Origin of the sequence: Nocardia cyriacigeorgica (genome assembly GCF_029868385.1) — a bacterium.
Lineage (GTDB): Bacteria > Actinomycetota > Actinomycetes > Mycobacteriales > Mycobacteriaceae > Nocardia > Nocardia cyriacigeorgica_F.
In genome coordinates this window covers 111,138-129,669 of the sequence record NZ_JARWNX010000064.1, presented here as the reverse complement: position 1 = coordinate 129,669, position 18,532 = coordinate 111,138, and the positions used below count along the sequence as shown (strand labels likewise).

The 18,532-nt window shown below is 67.1% G+C and carries 10 protein-coding genes; all 10 read left to right on the top strand.

Features of this window, described 5'->3' with window-relative positions; genetic code table 11:
- The first annotated feature begins 153 nt into the window (after positions 1 to 153).
- A complete protein-coding gene (locus QH168_RS26005) occupies positions 154 to 1,245 on the top strand; it encodes an alpha/beta hydrolase (protein WP_432421171.1) in 1,092 nt (363 codons plus the stop codon).
- Between the two features lie 299 nt (positions 1,246 to 1,544).
- Positions 1,545 to 2,597, top strand: coding sequence for an alpha/beta hydrolase (locus QH168_RS26000; protein WP_280468501.1), 1,053 nt, complete (start codon positions 1,545 to 1,547; stop codon positions 2,595 to 2,597).
- Positions 2,598 to 3,157: 560 nt separating this feature from the next.
- The gene (locus tag QH168_RS25995; RefSeq protein WP_280468500.1) at positions 3,158 to 4,189 is read left to right on the top strand and encodes an alpha/beta hydrolase; all 1,032 of its coding nucleotides are present in this window, start codon (positions 3,158 to 3,160) and stop codon (positions 4,187 to 4,189) included.
- A gap of 220 nt (positions 4,190 to 4,409) precedes the next feature.
- A complete protein-coding gene (locus tag QH168_RS25990; RefSeq protein WP_280468498.1) occupies positions 4,410 to 6,284 on the top strand; it encodes an alpha/beta hydrolase-fold protein in 1,875 nt (624 codons plus the stop codon).
- 282 nt (positions 6,285 to 6,566) lie between these two features.
- Entirely contained in the window at positions 6,567 to 7,109 is a 543-nt protein-coding gene (locus QH168_RS25985; RefSeq protein ID WP_280468497.1) for a DUF732 domain-containing protein, read from the top strand.
- Complete coding sequence (locus QH168_RS25980; protein ID WP_432421170.1) at positions 7,106 to 8,095, top strand: cutinase family protein; 990 nt, start codon at positions 7,106 to 7,108, stop codon at positions 8,093 to 8,095. The genes QH168_RS25985 and QH168_RS25980 overlap by 4 nt, the downstream gene beginning before the upstream one ends.
- A 132-nt stretch (positions 8,096 to 8,227) precedes the next feature.
- Positions 8,228 to 9,247, top strand: a complete 1,020-nt coding sequence (locus QH168_RS25975; RefSeq protein ID WP_280468496.1) for an LLM class F420-dependent oxidoreductase — start codon at positions 8,228 to 8,230, stop codon at positions 9,245 to 9,247.
- 193 nt (positions 9,248 to 9,440) lie between these two features.
- A complete protein-coding gene (fadD32, locus tag QH168_RS25970; protein ID WP_280468495.1) occupies positions 9,441 to 11,357 on the top strand; it encodes a long-chain-fatty-acid--AMP ligase FadD32 in 1,917 nt (638 codons plus the stop codon).
- A gap of 214 nt (positions 11,358 to 11,571) precedes the next feature.
- A complete protein-coding gene (pks13, locus tag QH168_RS25965) occupies positions 11,572 to 16,812 on the top strand; it encodes a polyketide synthase Pks13 (RefSeq protein ID WP_280468493.1) in 5,241 nt (1,746 codons plus the stop codon).
- Positions 16,809 to 18,353 (top strand): acyl-CoA carboxylase subunit beta, encoded by a 1,545-nt coding sequence (locus tag QH168_RS25960; protein ID WP_280468491.1) that lies wholly within the window; start codon positions 16,809 to 16,811, stop codon positions 18,351 to 18,353. Before pks13 ends, QH168_RS25960 begins: the two co-directional genes overlap by 4 nt.
- Positions 18,354 to 18,532 lie beyond the last annotated feature (179 nt).

Below are 18,532 nucleotides of genomic sequence, written 5' to 3'. Positions count from 1 at the left end.
GTGCCTCACTTTGTCTCTTTTTGATAACGCTCCGGCATAGGTCACGGGTTAGGCTGCCGTGGTACCCCGGCGTGCTCTGCCCGAAACGTGGGCGTGGGCACGGCGGCACCAAGTAACGCGGCGACCCGCCGCATGACGAAAGGCCGAGAACACATGCGAGGCGTGATCGCGCGCAGAGCGCACGGTGGCCGACCGGGAGTCCGAAGAGCCGGGTCCTGGTTGAAGCGATCGATGCTCATGTCGCTGGCAGTGCTGCTACCGCTCGGGGCGTCGGTGGCAGGCCCCGGCGCGACGGCGTCGGCGGCATTCAACCCCGCCGGAATCGACTTCTGGGTCGATTCGGAAATGGGGCCGATCAAGTCCCGCGTCTTCCGCGCCGCGGACGGCAACACCGGCCGGGTCGTATACGCCCTCGACGGTATGCGGGCCCGTGGCGACCTGAACGGCTGGGAGATCGAGACCGAGGTCGTCCGTGAGCTGACCAAATGGAACATCAACGTGGTCATGCCCGTCGGTGGACCGTCCAGCTTCTACGCCGACTGGAACGGCCCGAGCGATTTCCTCGGGCTCAACACCGGTTCGGCGGGCTCGTCCTCGGGTTCGTCGTCCGGTTCGGCCGCGACCGGCTCGTCGGGCTGGACCGAGACCCTCGGCAAGACCAACACCTACAAATGGGAAACCTTCCTCACCAAGCACCTGCGTTGGGCGCTGCGTGACCGGCTCGGTTTCAACCCGAACAACAACGGTGTCTTCGGCCTGTCGATGGGCGGTAGCGCCGCCCTGACCCTGGCCGCCTACCACCCGGATCAGTTCAGCTTCGCCGGTTCCTACTCCGGTTATCTGAACAATTCTGCGCCCGGTATGCGTGAGGCGCTGCGCGTGGCCATGCTGAGCGCGGGCGGCTACAACATCGACGCCATGGCACCGCCCTGGGGTCCGCAGTGGCTGCGGATGGATCCGTTCGTCTTCGCACCGCGACTCAAGGACAACAACACCCGTCTCTGGATCGCCGCCGGTAGCGGTCTGCCAGGCCCGGCGGACGCCACCGCGCCGCTCGACGTCATCCAGGGCATGCCGCTCGAGGCGCTGGCGCTGGTCAACACCAGGGCCTTCCAGGTGCGCATGATGACGCTCGGCGCGAGCAACGCGACCTACAGCTTCCCGGCCGTCGGTGTGCACAACTGGCGCAACTGGGAGTCGGAGGTCTACCGGATGATCCCCGACCTCTCGGCCCACATCGGGTAGCGATAACAGCTCGAACGAACAGGCCGTCCGGCGCGTCACGCACCGGACGGCCTGCTTCGTCCGGTGGGAAGTCCTCGGTTCGCTCGGCAACGAATGTGCATACGGAAGGCCCTTGGAGTTGTGGGATGGATCACCATCCAGCAACATGGAGGCGTTCATTGTCGATTGATACACCAGGAACATGCACACAGGTGGGCGCGCTCCGAGATCGTCGAACGCGGTCATCAGGTGTCCGATGAGGTGCCGGTTTCGTAGCCATGTGATTGCTGACCGGCTGTCCAGGCGAAAGGTCTAGTCGAATGCGAAGTGCGCGCAGGCCCGGTAGATCGGTGCGGTCCGGCTCATGGGTGAAACGTGCGGCGATGGGAGTCGCCGCGGCGATGCTCGTTCCCATGGGGATATCGATAGCCGGTCCGGCCGCGCCCGCCTCGGCGGCCTTCGACCCGTCCGGCTTCGATTTCTGGGTCGATTCCGGGATGGGCCCGATCAAATCGCGCATCTTCCGCGCCAAGGACGGCAACACCAACCGCGTGGTCTATGCCCTCGACGGTCTGCGCGCCCCCGAGACGCTGAGCGGTTGGGAGATCGATACCAATGTCGCGCAGCTGCTGACGGACTGGAACATCAATGTCGTCATGCCGGTCGGCGGTATGTCCAGCTTCTATGCCGACTGGAATGCGCCGAGCAGTTTCGTCGGTGTTCCGCCCGGCACCGGCTCGTCCTCGGGTTCGGGCGCGCTCAACGCGTTCGCCGCTGGCCCGGGTAAGAGCTACCGGTACCAATGGGAAACGTTCCTGACCCAGAATCTGCGCTGGGCCCTGCGTGATCGACTCGGATTCAATCCGAACCGTAATGGCGTATTCGGTTTGTCGATGGGCGGCAGTGCGGCACTGACCTTGGCCGCCTATCACCCGGATCAGTTCAGTTTCGCCGGTTCGTACTCCGGTTACCTGAACATTTCCGCGCCGGGTATGCGTGAGGCGATCCGGGTGGCCATGCTCGACGCCGGCGGCTACAACGTGGACTCGATGGCGCCGCCGTGGGGCCCGCAGTGGCTGCGGATGGACCCGTTCGTGTTCGCGCCGATGCTGCGTGACCACAACACCCGCCTGTGGATCTCGGCGGGCAGCGGTCTGCCAGGTCCGGCCGACGGGCCGACGGCGGGCACCGTGAACGGTATGGCACTCGAGGCGCTTGCCCTGGCCAATACCAGGGCCTTCCAGGTCAGGATGGCGACGCTCGGTGCGAACAATGTCGTCTATTCGTTCCCGAATGTCGGTATTCACGCCTGGTCGTACTGGCAGGACGAGGTGTACCGGATGACGCCGGATCTGTCGGCGAATATCGGCTGACCCGCACATTCGATCGGGCCCTGTTCGGCGCATCCGCCATGGATGCCCGAACAGGGCCCGAATTCATGTGCTGAGGCTATTTCCGGGCCGATTCTCGGCGATATTCGTCGAATCGATGTGCGATGTGCGAAGTGCGCGGGAAAGTTGCCGGGCCGGTTGTCCGGAGAGATCGTCGCGGCGTGTTCATGTTCGCGTCATGTGATGTGCGGGTGCGTACGGTGCGATGCGGTTGATCTTGGTGTCCCGGTGTGGATTCGGGATAACGAACAAATAAAGCGGTCCGCCGCGACATCAACGGCGAGACACGGTAGTGTCACCGCACGATCACCGATTGTCGCGGGCGGATTTCGGCCACCACATCAACCCCGGTCTTGCTAAGGATTCGGGGGTCGAATATCGTCCAGCGAGCATCAGTGTGACCAGATCGTTGTAGCGCCGTCGACGGCTGTACCGGAAGGTCGGGATTCGGGTACAGGCCCCGGCGGCGTCTCGTTGACACAGAACGGGTGTCGCCCGCGGACCGTGGGTGGCTCCACAACAGCAGAAAGAGAGCAGGATTCATGCGTTTCGGCAGGGCGGCCGCCCCGAAGAGGACCACGGGACGGCGAGGCGCACCTCGCGGTTGGCGTAACCGGATTCTGGCCGTCGGCGCCGCGGCGCTGGCGCTGCCGATCGCCGCGGGCGTTGCTGCTCCGACCGCCATGGCGGCGCCGGTGCACGGCCCGGTCCTGCGCGCGCCCGCCGGTGGCTACGAGGAACTGATGGTTCCCTCGAGCATGGGGCCGATCAAGGTCCAGGTGCAGTGGGCCAAGCGCGGCGGCAACGCGGCGCTGTACCTGCTCGACGGTCTGCGCGCCCGCGACGACCGCAACGCCTGGTCGTTCGAGACCAACGCGATGGAGCAGTTCGGCAACGACAACATCACCCTGGTGATGCCGGTCGGCGGCCAGTCCAGCTTCTACGCCGACTGGTACTCCCCGTCCAACACCAACGGCCAGAAGACCACCTACAAGTGGGAGACCTTCCTGACCAAGGAGCTGCCGACCTTCCTCGAGGGTTACGGCGTCTCCCGCACCAACAACGTGGTCGCGGGCCTGTCCATGGGTGGTAGTGCCGCCCTCGCCCTCGCCGCCTACCACCGCGATCAGTTCAAGGCCGCCGCGGCGTACTCCGGCTACCTGAACATCTCCGCGCCCGGTATGCGTGAGGCGATCCGTATCGCGATGCTCGACGCAGGCCGCTACAACGTCGACTCGATGGCCGCTCCGTGGAGCCCGGCCTGGCTGCGGATGGACCCGTTCGTGTTCGCGCCGCAGCTGAAGGGTCTGCCGATGTACATCTCGGCGGCCAGCGGCCTGCCCGGTGAGCACGACCACCCGAACTCGGCGATCGGCGCGTTCAACACCGGTAACGCGATGGCCCTCGAGGCGCTGTCGCTGGTGAACACCCGCGCTTTCCAGGCTCGCCTCGGCAAGCTCGGCATCCCGGCCCACTTCGACTTCCCGGCCTCGGGTACCCACAGCTGGAAGTACTGGGAGGGCCAGCTCTTCGCCTCCCGCAAGATGTTCCTGGACGCCACCGGCGGCTGGTGACCATCGCACGCTGACGCATTCGACGGCGCCGCTCGTTTCCTCGGAAGCGGGCGGCGCCGTTTGCTGTGTGGTGACCGGTGGATCGGTTGCGGCACAGCCGAATACGCGCCGAACCGCCGGATGACCAGAGCGGACCGGCAATCCGCGGCTGCGAACCAATTGGTTTGCTCCTGGCGCGTCCTCCCCGGAACATCGCCGCGACCGGAGTACAAACATCCATGTGGTAGGTATTTCGCGCGGTAGGCGGGGCAGCGGCGGACGGTCCGACCGGCAGCCGCGTTCGATCCTGCCCGCGCTCGCCACCGGCCTGGTGTTGCCGCTGGCCGCGGGACTTTCGCTCGCCCAGGTGCCCGCCGAGGCCCAGCCCGCCGTCACCGCGGCGGCGCCTGCCACCTTGCGCAATGTCGTCTGGTTGACCGACCGGCATGTCGAGCTGTGGGTGAACTCGCCCGCCATGGGCGCCCCGATCCAGGTCCGTCTGCTGCTGGCCAGGGACTGGAACACCAGCCCGGAGGCCAAGTTCCCGGTCCTGTACATGCTCGACGGATTGCGCGCCACCGACGAGGTCAGCGGCTGGATCCAGGATGCGGGCGCGGTCGATTTCTTCGCCGACAAGAACGTGACCGTCGTGCTGCCGGTGGGTGGTCAGTCCAGCTTCTACGCCGACTGGCTGGAGCCGAACAACGGCAAGAACTACAAATGGGAGACCTTCCTGACCAAGGAACTCCCGCCGCTGCTGGAGGGCCAGTGGCGGGCCACGAATGTGCGTGGCATGGAGGGCCTTTCGATGGGCGGCACCGCCGCCATGTTCCTGGCCGCACGCAATCGTGATTTCGTCAAGTACGCGGCCTCGTATTCCGGTTTTCTCACCACGACCACGCTGGGTATGCCGCAGGCGATCAATTTCGCCATGCGTGATGCGGGCGGCTACGACTCGTCCGCGATGTGGGGTCCGCCGACCAACCCGCAATGGGAGCAGCACGATCCGTATCTGCTGGCGGAGAAGCTGAAAGGGATCAGCCTCTACGTGTCCAGCGGGTCCGGTGCGACGGGGCCGTTCGACTCGCCGGGTGGCATCGTGCCCGGCGTCAGCACGAACCTCGCGGGTATGGGTCTGGAGATCCTGTCCCGGATGTCATCGCAGAATTTCGTGACCAAGCTCGGCGACCTGAGCATCCCGGTGCAGGTGAACTACCGCGCCTCGGGCACTCATTCGTGGCCGTACTGGGATTTCGAGATGCGCCAGTCCTGGCCGCACGCCGCCGCCGCACTCGGTGTGGAAGCCGATAAGCCCGCCTGCGAGGCCGGTGGCGCCATCGCCCCGGTGGTGGCCGCCAATGGTTGGCTCGGGGATTGCCTGACCGGCGAATATCCGGTGAACGGCGGTGTGGCCCAGGACTTCCGGCACGGCCGGGTGCTGTTCTCGAAAGACGGTGGGGCGCATCCGGTCGCCGGCATGATCGGCGGCGGCTACCAGGCCGCCGCGGGCCCGGCCGGTGCGCTCGGCCTGCCGACCGGACCGGAGCGCGGCCTGCCCGACGGTCGCGGCAGGGTGCAGCCGTTCCAGCACGGTTCGCTGTACTGGACCCCGCAGACCGGCGCCCAGGTGGTGCGCGGCGCGATCCTCGCGGAATGGGGCAGACAGGGTTTCGAGGGCGGACCCGCAGGCTATCCGGTGGGCCCGGAGATCAGGACACCCAACCGCGACGGCGCGGTACAGGGTTTCGAGGGCGGCCCGATCTATTTCAGCCCCGCCACCGGCGTGCACCGGGTCGAGGGCCTGATCCTCGGCAAGTACGCCGATATGGGTTTCGAGAACAGCTGGCTGGGCTTCCCGGTGTCGGCCGAGCAGCCGTTGAAGGACCTCGGCCGCTACAGCCGCTTCGAGGGCGGCAGTGTGTACTGGAGCCCGCTGTCGGGTGCGTGGGCGGTGCGCAACGGCCCGATCATGGACGCCTGGCGGTACGCGGGCTATGAGAACGGCCGCCTCGGCTTCCCGATCAGCGACGAGTTCGCCATCCCCGGCGGGATACAGCAGAACTTCCAGACCGGATTCATCACCGTCCGCGACGGGAAAACCGAAGTCCACCCCTGATCGCGGTGTGGGAACGCGTGGCACCCTTGACGGCGAGTCGGGCGCCCGGCGCTCCACTGCCTCACCCCCTGTGTCATGCGCCACACTTCGCAGCCGAGCGGCCGTATCCGCAACTGGGTACTACCCTCGGTGTTCGCCCCCAAGGAAACCTCAGCGGTTTGCGGCCCGTCTCGTGTTTCCGGGGCCGCTGCGCCCGCCGAAGGCAAGCAGCGGCCCCGGGAAACACGAGACACCAGGGGCCGCAAACCCCGCCGCGCCAGCGGCCAAAAACAAAGGACTCTCATGTTTCGGACCCGTGGCAAGGTAGTCGGCGTTGCGGTGGCGATCGCCGCATCCGGGCTGTTGCTCACCGCTTGCGGTGACAACGATTCGACGGCGTCGAGCACGCCGACGCTGACCCCCTCCACGTCGGCGCCGGCACAGGCGTCCGGATCGGCAACGGCTGCGCCCGCGCCGGAGGGCGAGTCCGCTCCGCCCGCGGAGCCGAGCCCCGAGGAGAGCCCGCAGGACGCGCCGCAGGAGCGCCCGGCCCCGGTGTCGCCGGAGGCGATTCCGCCCGCCGAGACCGCGAATCTCGGTGACAAGGAGAAGAAGTTCATCGATGAGCTGAACAAGCAGGGCGTCAACCCGTCCAACCCGCAGGACGCGATCACCATCGGCAACTACGTCTGCGGTGCCGTCGCCGCGGGTCAGCCCGATGATCAGATCGCCGTCTACGCCAACGCGATGGCGGGCGCCGATCCGGCGTTCGATCCGGCCAAGATGCCCGTGGAGCAGGCCGGGAAGATCTACATCGACGTCTCGAAGCAGACGTACTGTCAGTGAGCGCGCGTCGCGGGTCGAGATCCCGCCGGTCCCGGCCGGTGGGATGTCTGGTGCTGCTCGCACTGGCGGTGCTGGTTGTCGTCGTGATCGTGCTGGCGTGGTATCTGCTGGCGGGGCGGCTGCGCGAACCGGAGCCGGGTCCGAAGCCGCCGCCGGAGCGGCCGACCAGCCAGCCGGCGAGCTGCCCTGATGTGCAGATGATCTCGGTGCCGGGCACCTGGGAGTCGAGCAGCAATGACGATCCGCACAATCCGACGGCCAATCCGGCCTCGCTGATGCTGAACGTCACCGGGCCGTTGCGGCAGCAGTTCCCGGCCGAGCGGCTCGATATCTTCACCGTGCCCTACGTCGCGCAGTTCTCCAATCCGATCGCCCTACCACCGGACGGCCAGCAGTCCTACAACAACAGCCGCTCCGAAGGCACCGCCAGGATGGTCGACGCGCTCACCGCACGGCACGCCGAATGTCCGCTGACTTCGTATGTGTTCGCCGGGTTCTCCCAGGGCGCGGTGATCGCGGGCGATATCGCGGCCCAGGTGGGTGCGGGCAGCGGCCCGATTCCCGCCGATCTGCTGCTCGGGGTGACCTTGATCGCCGACGGACGCCGCACCGGCGAGACCGGGCCCGGACAGCCGACGCAGATCGGCCCCGTTCCGGCGGGTGTCGGCGCCGAGGTGGCGTTGGCCGGGCTCAACGTCCCAGGGATCACGATGACGGGTCCGCGCCCCGGTGGGTTCGGTGAGGTCACCGATCGCACCTACACGATCTGTTCGCCCGGTGATCTGATCTGCGACGCCCCACGTGACGCGCTGCGCCCGACCAATATCGTCGGCAGCCTGACCACGTTGATCGGTGCGGTCGGCAATCCGGTGCACAGCCTCTACAACGGTTTTGTGGTCGATCCCAATGGCACCACCGCGACCCAGTGGACCGTCAACTGGGCAAACGGCCTGATCGAGGCGGCGCCGACGCCGCCGCATTCGTGAGGTCCCCACAACGTCGGACGGCGCGGCCGGTGCCCGCCGTCAGGCTGTAAAGTGCGCTGATGATCGCGCGCCCGCCCCTGCACGGCCGGTGGGCCCGCGCAGGCAATTTCCGATAGCCAGGAGCATGAGTTCATGACTGAAGCCGCCGCACCGGCTGGTGAGTTGAGCGCGCTGGGTTCGCCGCTGCGTCCGTTCCGCTTCGCGGCTGCGGGTGAGGGAAACAAGCAAGAGGGCGGAGCCCGCAAGTTCATCCAGACGGCGCAGCAGGCCGAGGAGTACGGCTACGACACCTTCGTCGTCCCGGATCACCTCGGCGACCAGATCGGCCCGATCGCCGCGCTCGGCGCGTTGACGCAGGCCACCGAGCGGATCCGGCTCGGCACCTCGGTGCTGGCGAACGGGTTCCGCAATCCGGTCGTGCTCGCCAAGGATCTGGCCACCATCGATGTGCTGTCCAAGGGCCGGCTCGAGGTCGGCCTCGGCGCGGGCTGGAAGGCCGACGAGTTCCAGGCCGCCGGTCTGGAGTTCGATTCCCCCGGTGTTCGCCTGGCCAAGCTCGATGAGGCGTTGAGCATCCTTGACGTGTTGTTGCGCGGCCAGGAGTGCACCTTCGAGGGCAAGTACTACCAGGTGCGTGGCATCAAGGGCACGCCGCGACCGCGGCAGGGCCCGCGCCCGCCGATCTGTACCGGCGGTGGTGGCCCCAAGATGCTGCGGCTGGCCGCCAAGCACGCCGATATCGTCTCCGTCGTTCCGGTCACCACCAAGAACGGCAAGGGTCTGCTCTCCGGTATCACCATGGAGAAGACCCTGGAGAAGGTGAATCTGATCAAGGAAGCCGCGGGTGCGCGCTTCGATCAGATCGAGCTGAACTGGGCGATCACCGCGATCGTCATTACCGATGACCGGGAGAAGACCGCCGAGATGGCGTTGGCCGCCATCGACCGCGGGCTGCATCCCGATCTCGAGGTCGACGTGCAGCTCTCGGTCGAGGAGATCTTGAACTCGCCTTATGTCGCGATCGGTTCGTTCGAGGAAATCGCCGGCCAGATCCGTCGGGTGCGGCAACTCACAGGGATGTCCTATGTCGGCGTGTTCCCCACCCAGATGGACGCGTTCGCACCGGTGATTCCCTTGCTGCGGGACGAGTGATTGGCTCTTCTCTGTAACATGTCTCTGGTTTGAGAACATCTAGCCGATAGGCGGTCACCGCGCAGACCGCAACAAAAAACTGCTGGGCCGTCCCGGTGCAGACCGGGCTCCCGCGGGCGAAAGCGAGTCGGGGCCTCACAGGGAACAGCGGCGAATGTCGTCGTCTGGCTGCGTGTGCCTCGGAGGAGAAGGAATGGACGAGACTTTCGACGATTACCTGGACGAGAGCGGGAACATCACAATTCCCGAGGATCGGACCCTGGTCGATCACGTCGAGAAGCACACACGCAATGACGCGAACACGCTCGCGTACCGCTACATCGATTACTCGCGTGAGCGAGACGGTGAGGTGCACGAGCTGACGTGGCAGCAATTCGGGGTGCGCCTGCGCGCGGTGGCCGCCCGCCTTCAGCAGGTGACCAACCCGGGTGACCGGGTCGCGATCCTCGCACCGCAGGGCCTCGACTATGTGATCTCCTTCTTCGCCGCCATCTACGCGGGCAATATCTCGGTGCCGCTGTTCGATCCCGACGAGCCCGGTCACACCGACCGGTTGCACGCCGTGCTCGGTGACTGCGAGCCGTCGGCCATCCTCACCGCGAGCTCCTCCGCGGCCGGGGTGCGCCAGTTCTTCCGTGGTCTGCCCGCCGCCCAGCGCCCGCGCATCATCGCCGTCGACGCCATTCCCGACAGCGTCGGGGACAGTTGGGTTCGCCCGGATATCGCCGTCGATGACATCGCCTACCTGCAATACACCTCGGGTTCGACCCGAGTCCCGGCCGGTGTGGAGATCACCCACCGCGCGGTGGGCACCAACCTGTTGCAGATGGTCGACGCGATCAACCTGGACTGGAATTCCCGCGGCGTCACCTGGCTGCCGCTGTTCCACGATATGGGCCTGCTCACGGTGATCCTGCCCGCGGTGGGCGGCAAGTACATCACCATCATGTCGCCGAGCGCGTTCGTGCGGCGTCCGTACCGCTGGATCAAGGAATTGGCCGCGGTCTCCGATGGCGCGGGCACCTTCGCGGCCGCCCCGAACTTCGCCTTCGAGCATGCCGCGGCGCGTGGTCTGCCGAAGAACGGCGAGTCGCTGGACCTGTCCAATGTCATCGGCCTGATCAACGGCAGCGAGCCGGTCACCACCTCGTCGATGAAGAAGTTCAACGAGGCGTTCGCGCCGTACGGTCTGCCCAAGACCGCCATCAAGCCCTGCTACGGCATGGCCGAGGCGACGCTGTTCGTCTCCGCGACCAAGGCCGAGGACGAGGCCAAGGTCACCTACGTCGACCGCGATGAGCTGAACGCGGGCCGCATGGTCAAGGTGGATCCGGGCGCCGAGAACGCCATCGCGCAGGTGTCCTGCGGGTATGTGGCGCTGTCGCAGTGGGCCGTGATCGTGGACCCGGAGACCGTCGAATCCGATGGTGGCGGCCATGAGCTGCCCGACGGCCGGGTCGGTGAGATCTGGCTGCACGGCAACAATATGGGCATCGGCTACTGGGGCCGCCCCGACGAGACCGCGGCGACCTTCCAGAACAAGCTCACCGAACGCCAGCGCGAGGGCAGCCACGCCGAGGGTTCCGCCCCCGATGGCAACTGGATGCGCACCGGCGACTACGGCGTCTACTTCGACGGTGAGCTCTACATCACCGGCCGCGTGAAGGACCTGGTCATCGTCGACGGACGTAACCACTACCCGCAGGATCTGGAGTTCTCCGCGCAGGAGGCCAGCAAGGCGCTGCGGCCCGGTTTCGTCGCGGCGTTCTCGGTGCCCGCCAACCAGTTGCCCGCCATCGTCTTCGAACAGGGCAGCCATTCCGGGCTGAAGTTCGACGCCGACGACGCCTCCGAGCAACTCGTCATCGTCGGCGAGCGTGGTCCGGGTGCGGGCAAGGCCGATCCGCAGCCGATCGCCGACGCGGTGCGCGCGGCCGTCGCGCAGCGCCACGGCGTCACCGTCCGCGATGTGCTGCTGGTGCCCGCGGGCTCGATCCCGCGCACCTCCAGCGGCAAGATCGCCCGCCGCGCCTGCAAGGCCGAGTACATCGGGGGCACCCTGCGGGGTGGCTACACCCAGCAAGCCTTCCCGGACGCCCCCGAGGATTGAGTTGTCCGGCCCGTCGCGGTTGTGCCGCGGCGGGCCGAGTGCCCTGTTCGAGTCGGTAGCCGGCTGAAACAGTGGCCGGGTCGTCGACCGATATGGCTGTTCGAGAGACTTCGTGTTCGACCGATCGATGCCCGCCGCCGGGCGTCGTAGAGAGATGGGCGACGGTGCCCATTCGCCGCCGCGCCCAGCGCGCTTACAGGTAGCTTGAGGATTGATGGCTGAGAACGAGGGCATGGCACCCGAGACGACCGACAACCTTCCCGTCGATCCAGGCGCGGATGCCGAAGCGGCTGCCCCCGTGGCCTCGTCCGGCGCACCGGCGAACCCGGATATCTCCGTGGCGGAGTTGCAGGAATGGCTGCGCAATTGGGTCGCGGACGCGACGGGTCAGCAGCTCGAGCAGATCACCGTCGACCGGCCGATGGAGGAATTCGGTCTGGCCTCGCGTGATGCGATGGCGCTCGGCGGCGATATCGAGGAACTCACCGGCGTCATCCTGAACCCGACGGTGGTCTATCAGCATCCGACGATCGCCTCGCTGGCCGATGTCATCGTCAACGGTGAGCCGGAATTGCCCGCCGAGTCGGGCGACGAACTGTCCTACACGGCCGGATACGCCCCTGGCGAGGCGCACGATATCGCGATCGTCGGCCTGTCCACCCGGCTGCCGGGTGCGGGCGACACCCCGGAATCGACCTGGGAATTCCTGATGAACCGCGGTGACGCGATCCGGGAGCTCCCGGAAGGTCGCTGGTCGGAATTCCTCGGTGAACCCGCGGTCGCCAAGGCGGTGGCCGAGGGCAATACGCTCGGCGGCTACCTGGACCAGGACGTGGTCAAGGGTTTCGACGCGGAGTTCTTCGCGATGTCGCCGATCGAGGTGGAGCGCGTCGATCCGCAGCAGCGGCTGATGATGGAGCTCACCTGGGAGGCGCTCGAGCACGCGAGGATTCCGGCGAGCGAACTCAAGGGCGCGCCGGTCGGCCTGTTCATCGGCTCCTCCACCAGCGACTTCCAGATGATCGCCGCGCTCGGGCTCAGCGACCCCGATCCGACCCTGCCCGCCTCCGCCGAGGCGTACGCGATCATGGGCAGCTCCAACGGCATCATCGCCAACCGCGTCTCCTACTTCTACGATTTCCGCGGCCCATCGGTCACCGTCGACACCGCGTGCTCGTCCACCTTGGTCGCGGTGCATCAGGCGGTGCGCGCGCTGCGTGAGGGCGATGCCGATCTGGCGCTGGCCGGTGGCGTGAACATGCTGCTGATGCCGATGACGACGCTGGGGTTCGCGCCCGGTGTCGCCAAGGACGGCCATATCAAGGCCTTCTCCGCCGACGCCGACGGCATGGTCCGTTCCGAGGGCGCCGGTCTGGTCGTGCTCAAACGTCTCGCCGACGCCGAACGCGACGGCGACCACATCTACGCGGTGGTCAAGGGCTCGGCGGTCAACAACGACGGCCGCTCCAACGGTCTGCTCGCGCCGAACCCGGACGCCCAGGCCGATGTGTTGCGCCGCGCCTACCGCGACGCCGGTATCAAGCCGTCCACCGTCGACTACATCGAAGCGCACGGCACCGGCACCCCGATCGGTGATCCGATCGAGGCCGATGCGCTCGGCCGGGTGATCGGCCGCGGCCGTGACGCCGATAAGCCGGCGCTGCTCGGTTCGGTCAAGACCAACTTCGGTCACCTCGAGTCGGGTGCGGGTGTACCCGCGTTGGCCAAGGTGATCATGGCGTTCCAGCACAATGTGGTGCCGCCGAACATCAACTACGCGGGTCCGAGCCCGTTCATCCCGTTCGAGCAGGCGCGGCTGAAGGTCGTCGACGAGCCGACCGAATTCCCCCGCTACAGCGGCACCGCCACCGTCGGTATCTCCGGTTTCGGCTTCGGCGGCACCAACGCGCATGTGGTGTTGCAGGAGTATGTGCCCGCGGATGCCGCGGCGGCGCCGAGCACCGATGCCGCCGATACCGATGTCGAGACGACCGATGTGGTCGCCGAGGCCGAGGGCATCGTCGCCGAGTCCGAAGCCGCCGAGCGGGCGAACCCGGTCGCGGAAACCGTTGCGGTAGAAGCCGAATGGTCCGCCGATCGAGCCGAGCCGCTGCCGGTGATCCTGCCCGTCTCGGGTTATCTGCCCTCACGCCGTCGCCGCGCCGCCGCCGAACTGGCCGATTGGCTCGAGTCCGAGCGGGGCGCCGAGACGCCGCTCGCCGATGTCGCGCGGTCGCTGGCCAAGCGCAGCCACTGGCGTTCGCGCGGTGTGGTGCTGGCCAAGGATCACGCCGAGGCCGTCGCGGGTCTGCGCGCCATCGCGGCCGGCAAGCCCGGCACCGGTGTGTTCACCGCCGACGCCCCCGCCATCAAGGCTCCGATGTGGGTGTTCGCCGGTTTCGGCGCACAGCACCGCAAGATGGGTAAGCAGCTCTACCAAGAGAATTCGATCTTCCGCCGCACCGTCGACGAGGTCGACGAGCTGGTGCAGGACGAGGCCGGGTACTCGATTCGGGAGATGATCCTCGACGATGCCCAGGACTACAACGTCGGCACCTCACAGGTCGGTATCTTCACGATTCAGCTCGGTCTCGCCGCGCTGCTGCGCGCCCACGGCGCCGAACCAGCCGCCGTGGTCGGCCACTCCATGGGTGAGGTGGCCGGTGCCTACATCAGCGGCGGTCTGTCGCTGGAAGACGCGGTGCGCGTGATCTGCGCCCGCTCGCGTCTGATGGGCGAGGGCGAGCAGATGATCACCGATGACGATGTGCGCAATATGGCGCTGGTGGAACTGAGCGCCGCCGATGTGGCCGAACTGCTCACCGAGTTCCCCGATGTCGAGGTGGCGGTGTATGCCGCGCCGACCAACACCGTGATCGGCGGTCCGCAGGAACAGGTCGCCCAGATCGTCGCGCGGGTCGAGGAATCGGGCAAGTTCGCTCGGGTGCTGCAAACCCGCGGCGCGGGCCACACCTCGCAGATGGATCCGCTGCTCGGTGAACTGGCCGCCGAGCTGGCCGGTATCGAGCCGACGAAGATGACGGTCGGCCTGTACTCGACCGTCGACAAGGAACAGTTCTATCCCGCCGGTCACGACCCGGTCCACAATGAGGACTACTGGGTCAAGAACATGCGCCACAGCGTGTACTTCACCAATGCGGTGAAGCTCGCCGTCGATTCCGGCCACACCACCTTCCTGGAGTTGGCGCCGAATTCGGTGGCGCTGATGCAGGTGCTCGGCACCACCTTCGCGGCCGGGCTGCACGATGCGCAGCTCATTCCGACGCTCAAGCGCAAGGAAGACGAATCGGCCGGTGTGATCTCGGCGCTGGCGCAGCTGTACGTGCACGGTCACGCCGTCGACCTGCCGTCGCTGCTGCCCGCGGGCGAGTACGCCGACATCCCGCGCACCGCGTTCGTGCGCAAGGAGTACTGGCCCAAGGCCACCATGTCCGCCGGTGGCAACAACCGGGCGCCCGGTGCGCATGTCGCGCTACCGGACGGCAGGCATGTGTGGGAGGTGCAGGCCGGTGCGGTCGCCGATCTGGCCGCACTGGTGAATTCGGCTGCCGCGCAGGTGCTCGGCGAGGTGGCGCTCGGCGCGTCGATCGCACACAGCGCACCGCCCGCCTCCGGCACACTGACCACCACGCTGACCCCGCATCCCGGTGGCGCGTCGGTGCAGGTGCACGCCCGCGAGGGCGCCGGGTTCCGTTTGCTGTTCGACGCCGTCGTCACCTCCGGCGCCGCGCTGCCCGAACCCGCCGCCGCGGTCGCGGCCGCTCCCGCCGAGACCACCGCGGCCGCCGAGGTCGAGGTCGTCGAATCCTTCGGTGACCGCTGGGATCCCAACGGTTCCCAGACCGTCGAGGAACGGCTCGCGCTGATCGTCGCCGAATCGATGGGCTATGCCGTCGAGGATCTGCCGATGGAGATCCCGCTGATGGAACTCGGCCTCGATTCGCTGATGGCCATGCGCATCAAGAACCGCGTCGAATACGAATTCGATATCCCGCAGCTACAGATCCAGGCCGTGCGCGACGCCAGTCTGCACGAGGTCGGCAAGGTGCTGCGCTACGCCATCGAGCATCGTGACGAGGTGCAGGCCATCGCCGAACGTCAGGCGGCGGGCGAAGACGTCACCGTCGACGAGGGTTTCGTTGCCGCCGCGCGGGCCGCGCTCGAGGCGGGCGAGGACCCGGCCGCGGTGGTGCAGGCGGCCACGGGTGAGTCGGCGCCGAAGACCGACGCCGAGAACACGACCGTCGAGGCCGAAGCGGAAAAGATTGTCGCGGAAGCGGAGTCGGCGGCGAAGGCCGAGCCCGTCGCGGCGGCCGCGATCTTCGGCGGCGGCGCCACCGAGACCGAAGACGACGTCCCCCCGCGCGACGCCGCCGAACGCCTGACCTTCGCCACCTGGGCGGTCGTCACCGGAAAATCCGCCAAGGGCATCTTCAATACCCTGCCGATCCTCGATGAGGACACCGCGGAGAAGCTGGCCGCACGGCTGACCGAGCGGGTCGGCGCGGAAGTCACCATCGATGATGTGCTCGATTCCGAGACCATCGAAGAACTCGCCGACGTGGTGCGCAGATTGCAGGACAGCGGCGCCGATGTGGACGGGTTCATCCGCCCGCTGCGCCCGCGCGCCGAAGGTTCGAATGCCGTGCCGGTGTTCGTGTTCCATCCTTCCGGCGGCAATACGCTGGTGTACGAACCGCTGTTGAAGAAGCTGCCCGAGACCACGCCGATGTATGGCCTCGAGCGCGTCGACGGCGAGATCGACGAACGTGCCCGCCAGTATGTCCCGGAGCTGCGCAAGATCCAGGGTGACGGACCGTACGTGCTCTACGGCTGGTCGCTGGGTGCGGTGCTGGCGATGGCCGTCGCGCAGATCCTGCGCGCCGAGGGCGCGGACGTCCGTGTGGTCGGCCTGATCGATCTGGCGATCCCGACCGAGCCCGAGGACGACAGCCCGCAGGAGCGGGTCCGCCGCATGCAGCGCTACCAGGCCTTCGCGAAGAAGACCTACGGTGTCGAGGGCGAGCTGCCCGACGAGCAGCTCGAGGAGCTGGCGGCGGCTTCCGACGAAGACCAGATCAAGATCGTCACGGACCTGGTCAAGATGACCGGCGCCAAGATCCCGGGCGGTGTGCTCGAACATCAGCGCACGTCGTGGATCGAGAACCGAGCACTACAGAAGGTGCGCCCGACACGTTACGACGGTGACGTGGTGCTCTACCTCGCCGACCGCTACCACGACGGCATGCTCGAACTGGAGCCGCGCTACGCCGACCGGCTGCCCAACGGCGGCTGGGACGAGTACGTGCCCAACCTCGAGGTCATCCATATCGCCGGTGACCACCTACAGATCATCGATGAACCACGCATCGGAAAGATCGGTGCGGACCTGTCCGCGAAGCTCGCGGAAATCGAGGCGAAAGGGGCCAAGTGAGCACTACTGCCGAGAAACTCGCGGACCTGCGTAAACGCCTCGAGCTGGCGCAGGAACCCGCGGGCGGAGCGGGGGTGGCCAAGCGGGCGAAGAAGGGGATTCCCAGCGCCCGCGACCGGATCAACATGCTGCTCGATCCGGGCACCTTCGTGGAAGTCGGTGCGCTGGTGCGTAAACCGGGCGACCCCGACGCGCTCTACGGCGATGGCGTGGTCACCGGGCACGGCCTGGTCGGCGGCCGTCCGGTCGCGGTGTTCTCCCATGATCAGACCGTCTACGGCGGTTCGGTCGGTGAGATGTTCGGCCGCAAGGTCGCCGGGATCATGGAGTACGCCGAGAAGGTCGGCTGCCCGGTCGTCGGTATCAACGACTCCGGCGGTGCGCGGGTACAGGAAGCGGTGACGTCGCTGGCCTGGTACGCCGAACTCGGCCGCCGCCAGGAACCGCTGTCGGGTCTGGTGCCGCAGATCTCGATGATTCTCGGCAAATGCGCCGGTGGTGCGGTGTACGCCCCGATCAACACCGATGTGGTGGTGGCGACCGAAGAGGCGTACATGTTCGTCACCGGCCCCAAGGTGATCCGTGAGGTCACCGGCGAGGAAGTGAGCCTCGAGGAACTCGGCGGGGCCAACAGCCAGGCCCAGTACGGCAATATCCACCACGTCGCCGAGGACGAGAAGGCCGCCTTCGAATGGGTGCGCGCCTACCTCGGCTATCTGCCGACCTCCTGCCAGGAGCAGCCGCCGATCGTGAATCCCGGTCTGGAGCCGGAGATCACCGATTCGGACCGGGAGCTGAACGGGATCGTCCCCGATTCGGACAATGCCGGTTACGACATGCACGACATCCTGCTGCGCATCTTCGACGACGGCGATTTCCACGAGATCGGCGCGACGGCCGGACGCAATATGATCACCGGCTTCGCCAGGGTCGACGGCCGCACCGTCGGTGTGGTGGCCAACCAGCCGATGGTCTACGCGGGCGCGTTGGATGCGCGGGCCTCGGACAAGGCGGCGCATTTCGTGCGGATGTGCGATGCCTTCGAGATTCCGCTGGTCTTCGTGGTCGATACGCCCGGATTCCTGCCGGGGGTGGAGCAGGAGAAGATCGGCGTCATCAAGCGCGGTGGCCGGTTCCTGTTCTCCTTCGTCGAGGCGACCGTGCCCAAGGTGACCGTGGTGATCCGCAAGTCATACGGCGGCGGATACGCGGTAATGGGTTCCAAACAGCTCGGCGCCGACGTGAACCTGGCCTGGCCGACCGCGCGGATCGCGGTGATGGGCGCCGAGAGCGCGGTGAGCCTGATCGGCGGTAAGCAGATCGCGGCCGCGCCGGAGGAGCAGCGCCCGGTGATCCGTCAGCAGATGATCGACTTCTACAACGCCACCGTCGCCACACCGTGGGTGGCGGCCGAACGCGGCTATATCGACGCCGTCATCGAGCCGTCGTCGACGCGCCTGGAACTGCGCAAGGCCCTCCAGTTGCTGCGGGACAAGACCATCGTGCGCAGCCCGCGCAAACATCATCTGCTGCCGCTGTGATCAGGCAGCCGTAGCGGGCGTCGACCGCCGAGGTATCACATCCATCGGTCGGTAACGGCCCGTTTTTCGGGCGAAGCGAGACCGAGCATCGCAGTTCGCGGCCGGCTCGCGTTTCCGCGCCCGCCAGATAAGTAGCGGGCGGCGGAAACGCGAGACATCGAGGGTCGCGAACCGCGCCA

Excerpts from the sequence above, each read along its gene's own strand:
- QH168_RS26005 (WP_432421171.1), top strand. The coding sequence starts at position 154 with ATGCGAGGCGTGATCGCGCGCAGAGCGCACGGTGGCCGACCGGGAGTC.
- QH168_RS26000 (WP_280468501.1), top strand. The coding sequence starts at position 1,545 with ATGCGAAGTGCGCGCAGGCCCGGTAGATCGGTGCGGTCCGGCTCATGG.
- QH168_RS25995 (WP_280468500.1), top strand. The coding sequence starts at position 3,158 with ATGCGTTTCGGCAGGGCGGCCGCCCCGAAGAGGACCACGGGACGGCGA.
- QH168_RS25985 (WP_280468497.1), top strand. The coding sequence starts at position 6,567 with ATGTTTCGGACCCGTGGCAAGGTAGTCGGCGTTGCGGTGGCGATCGCC.
- QH168_RS25975 (WP_280468496.1), top strand. The coding sequence starts at position 8,228 with ATGACTGAAGCCGCCGCACCGGCTGGTGAGTTGAGCGCGCTGGGTTCG.
- fadD32 (WP_280468495.1), top strand. The coding sequence starts at position 9,441 with ATGGACGAGACTTTCGACGATTACCTGGACGAGAGCGGGAACATCACA.
- pks13 (WP_280468493.1), top strand. The coding sequence starts at position 11,572 with ATGGCTGAGAACGAGGGCATGGCACCCGAGACGACCGACAACCTTCCC.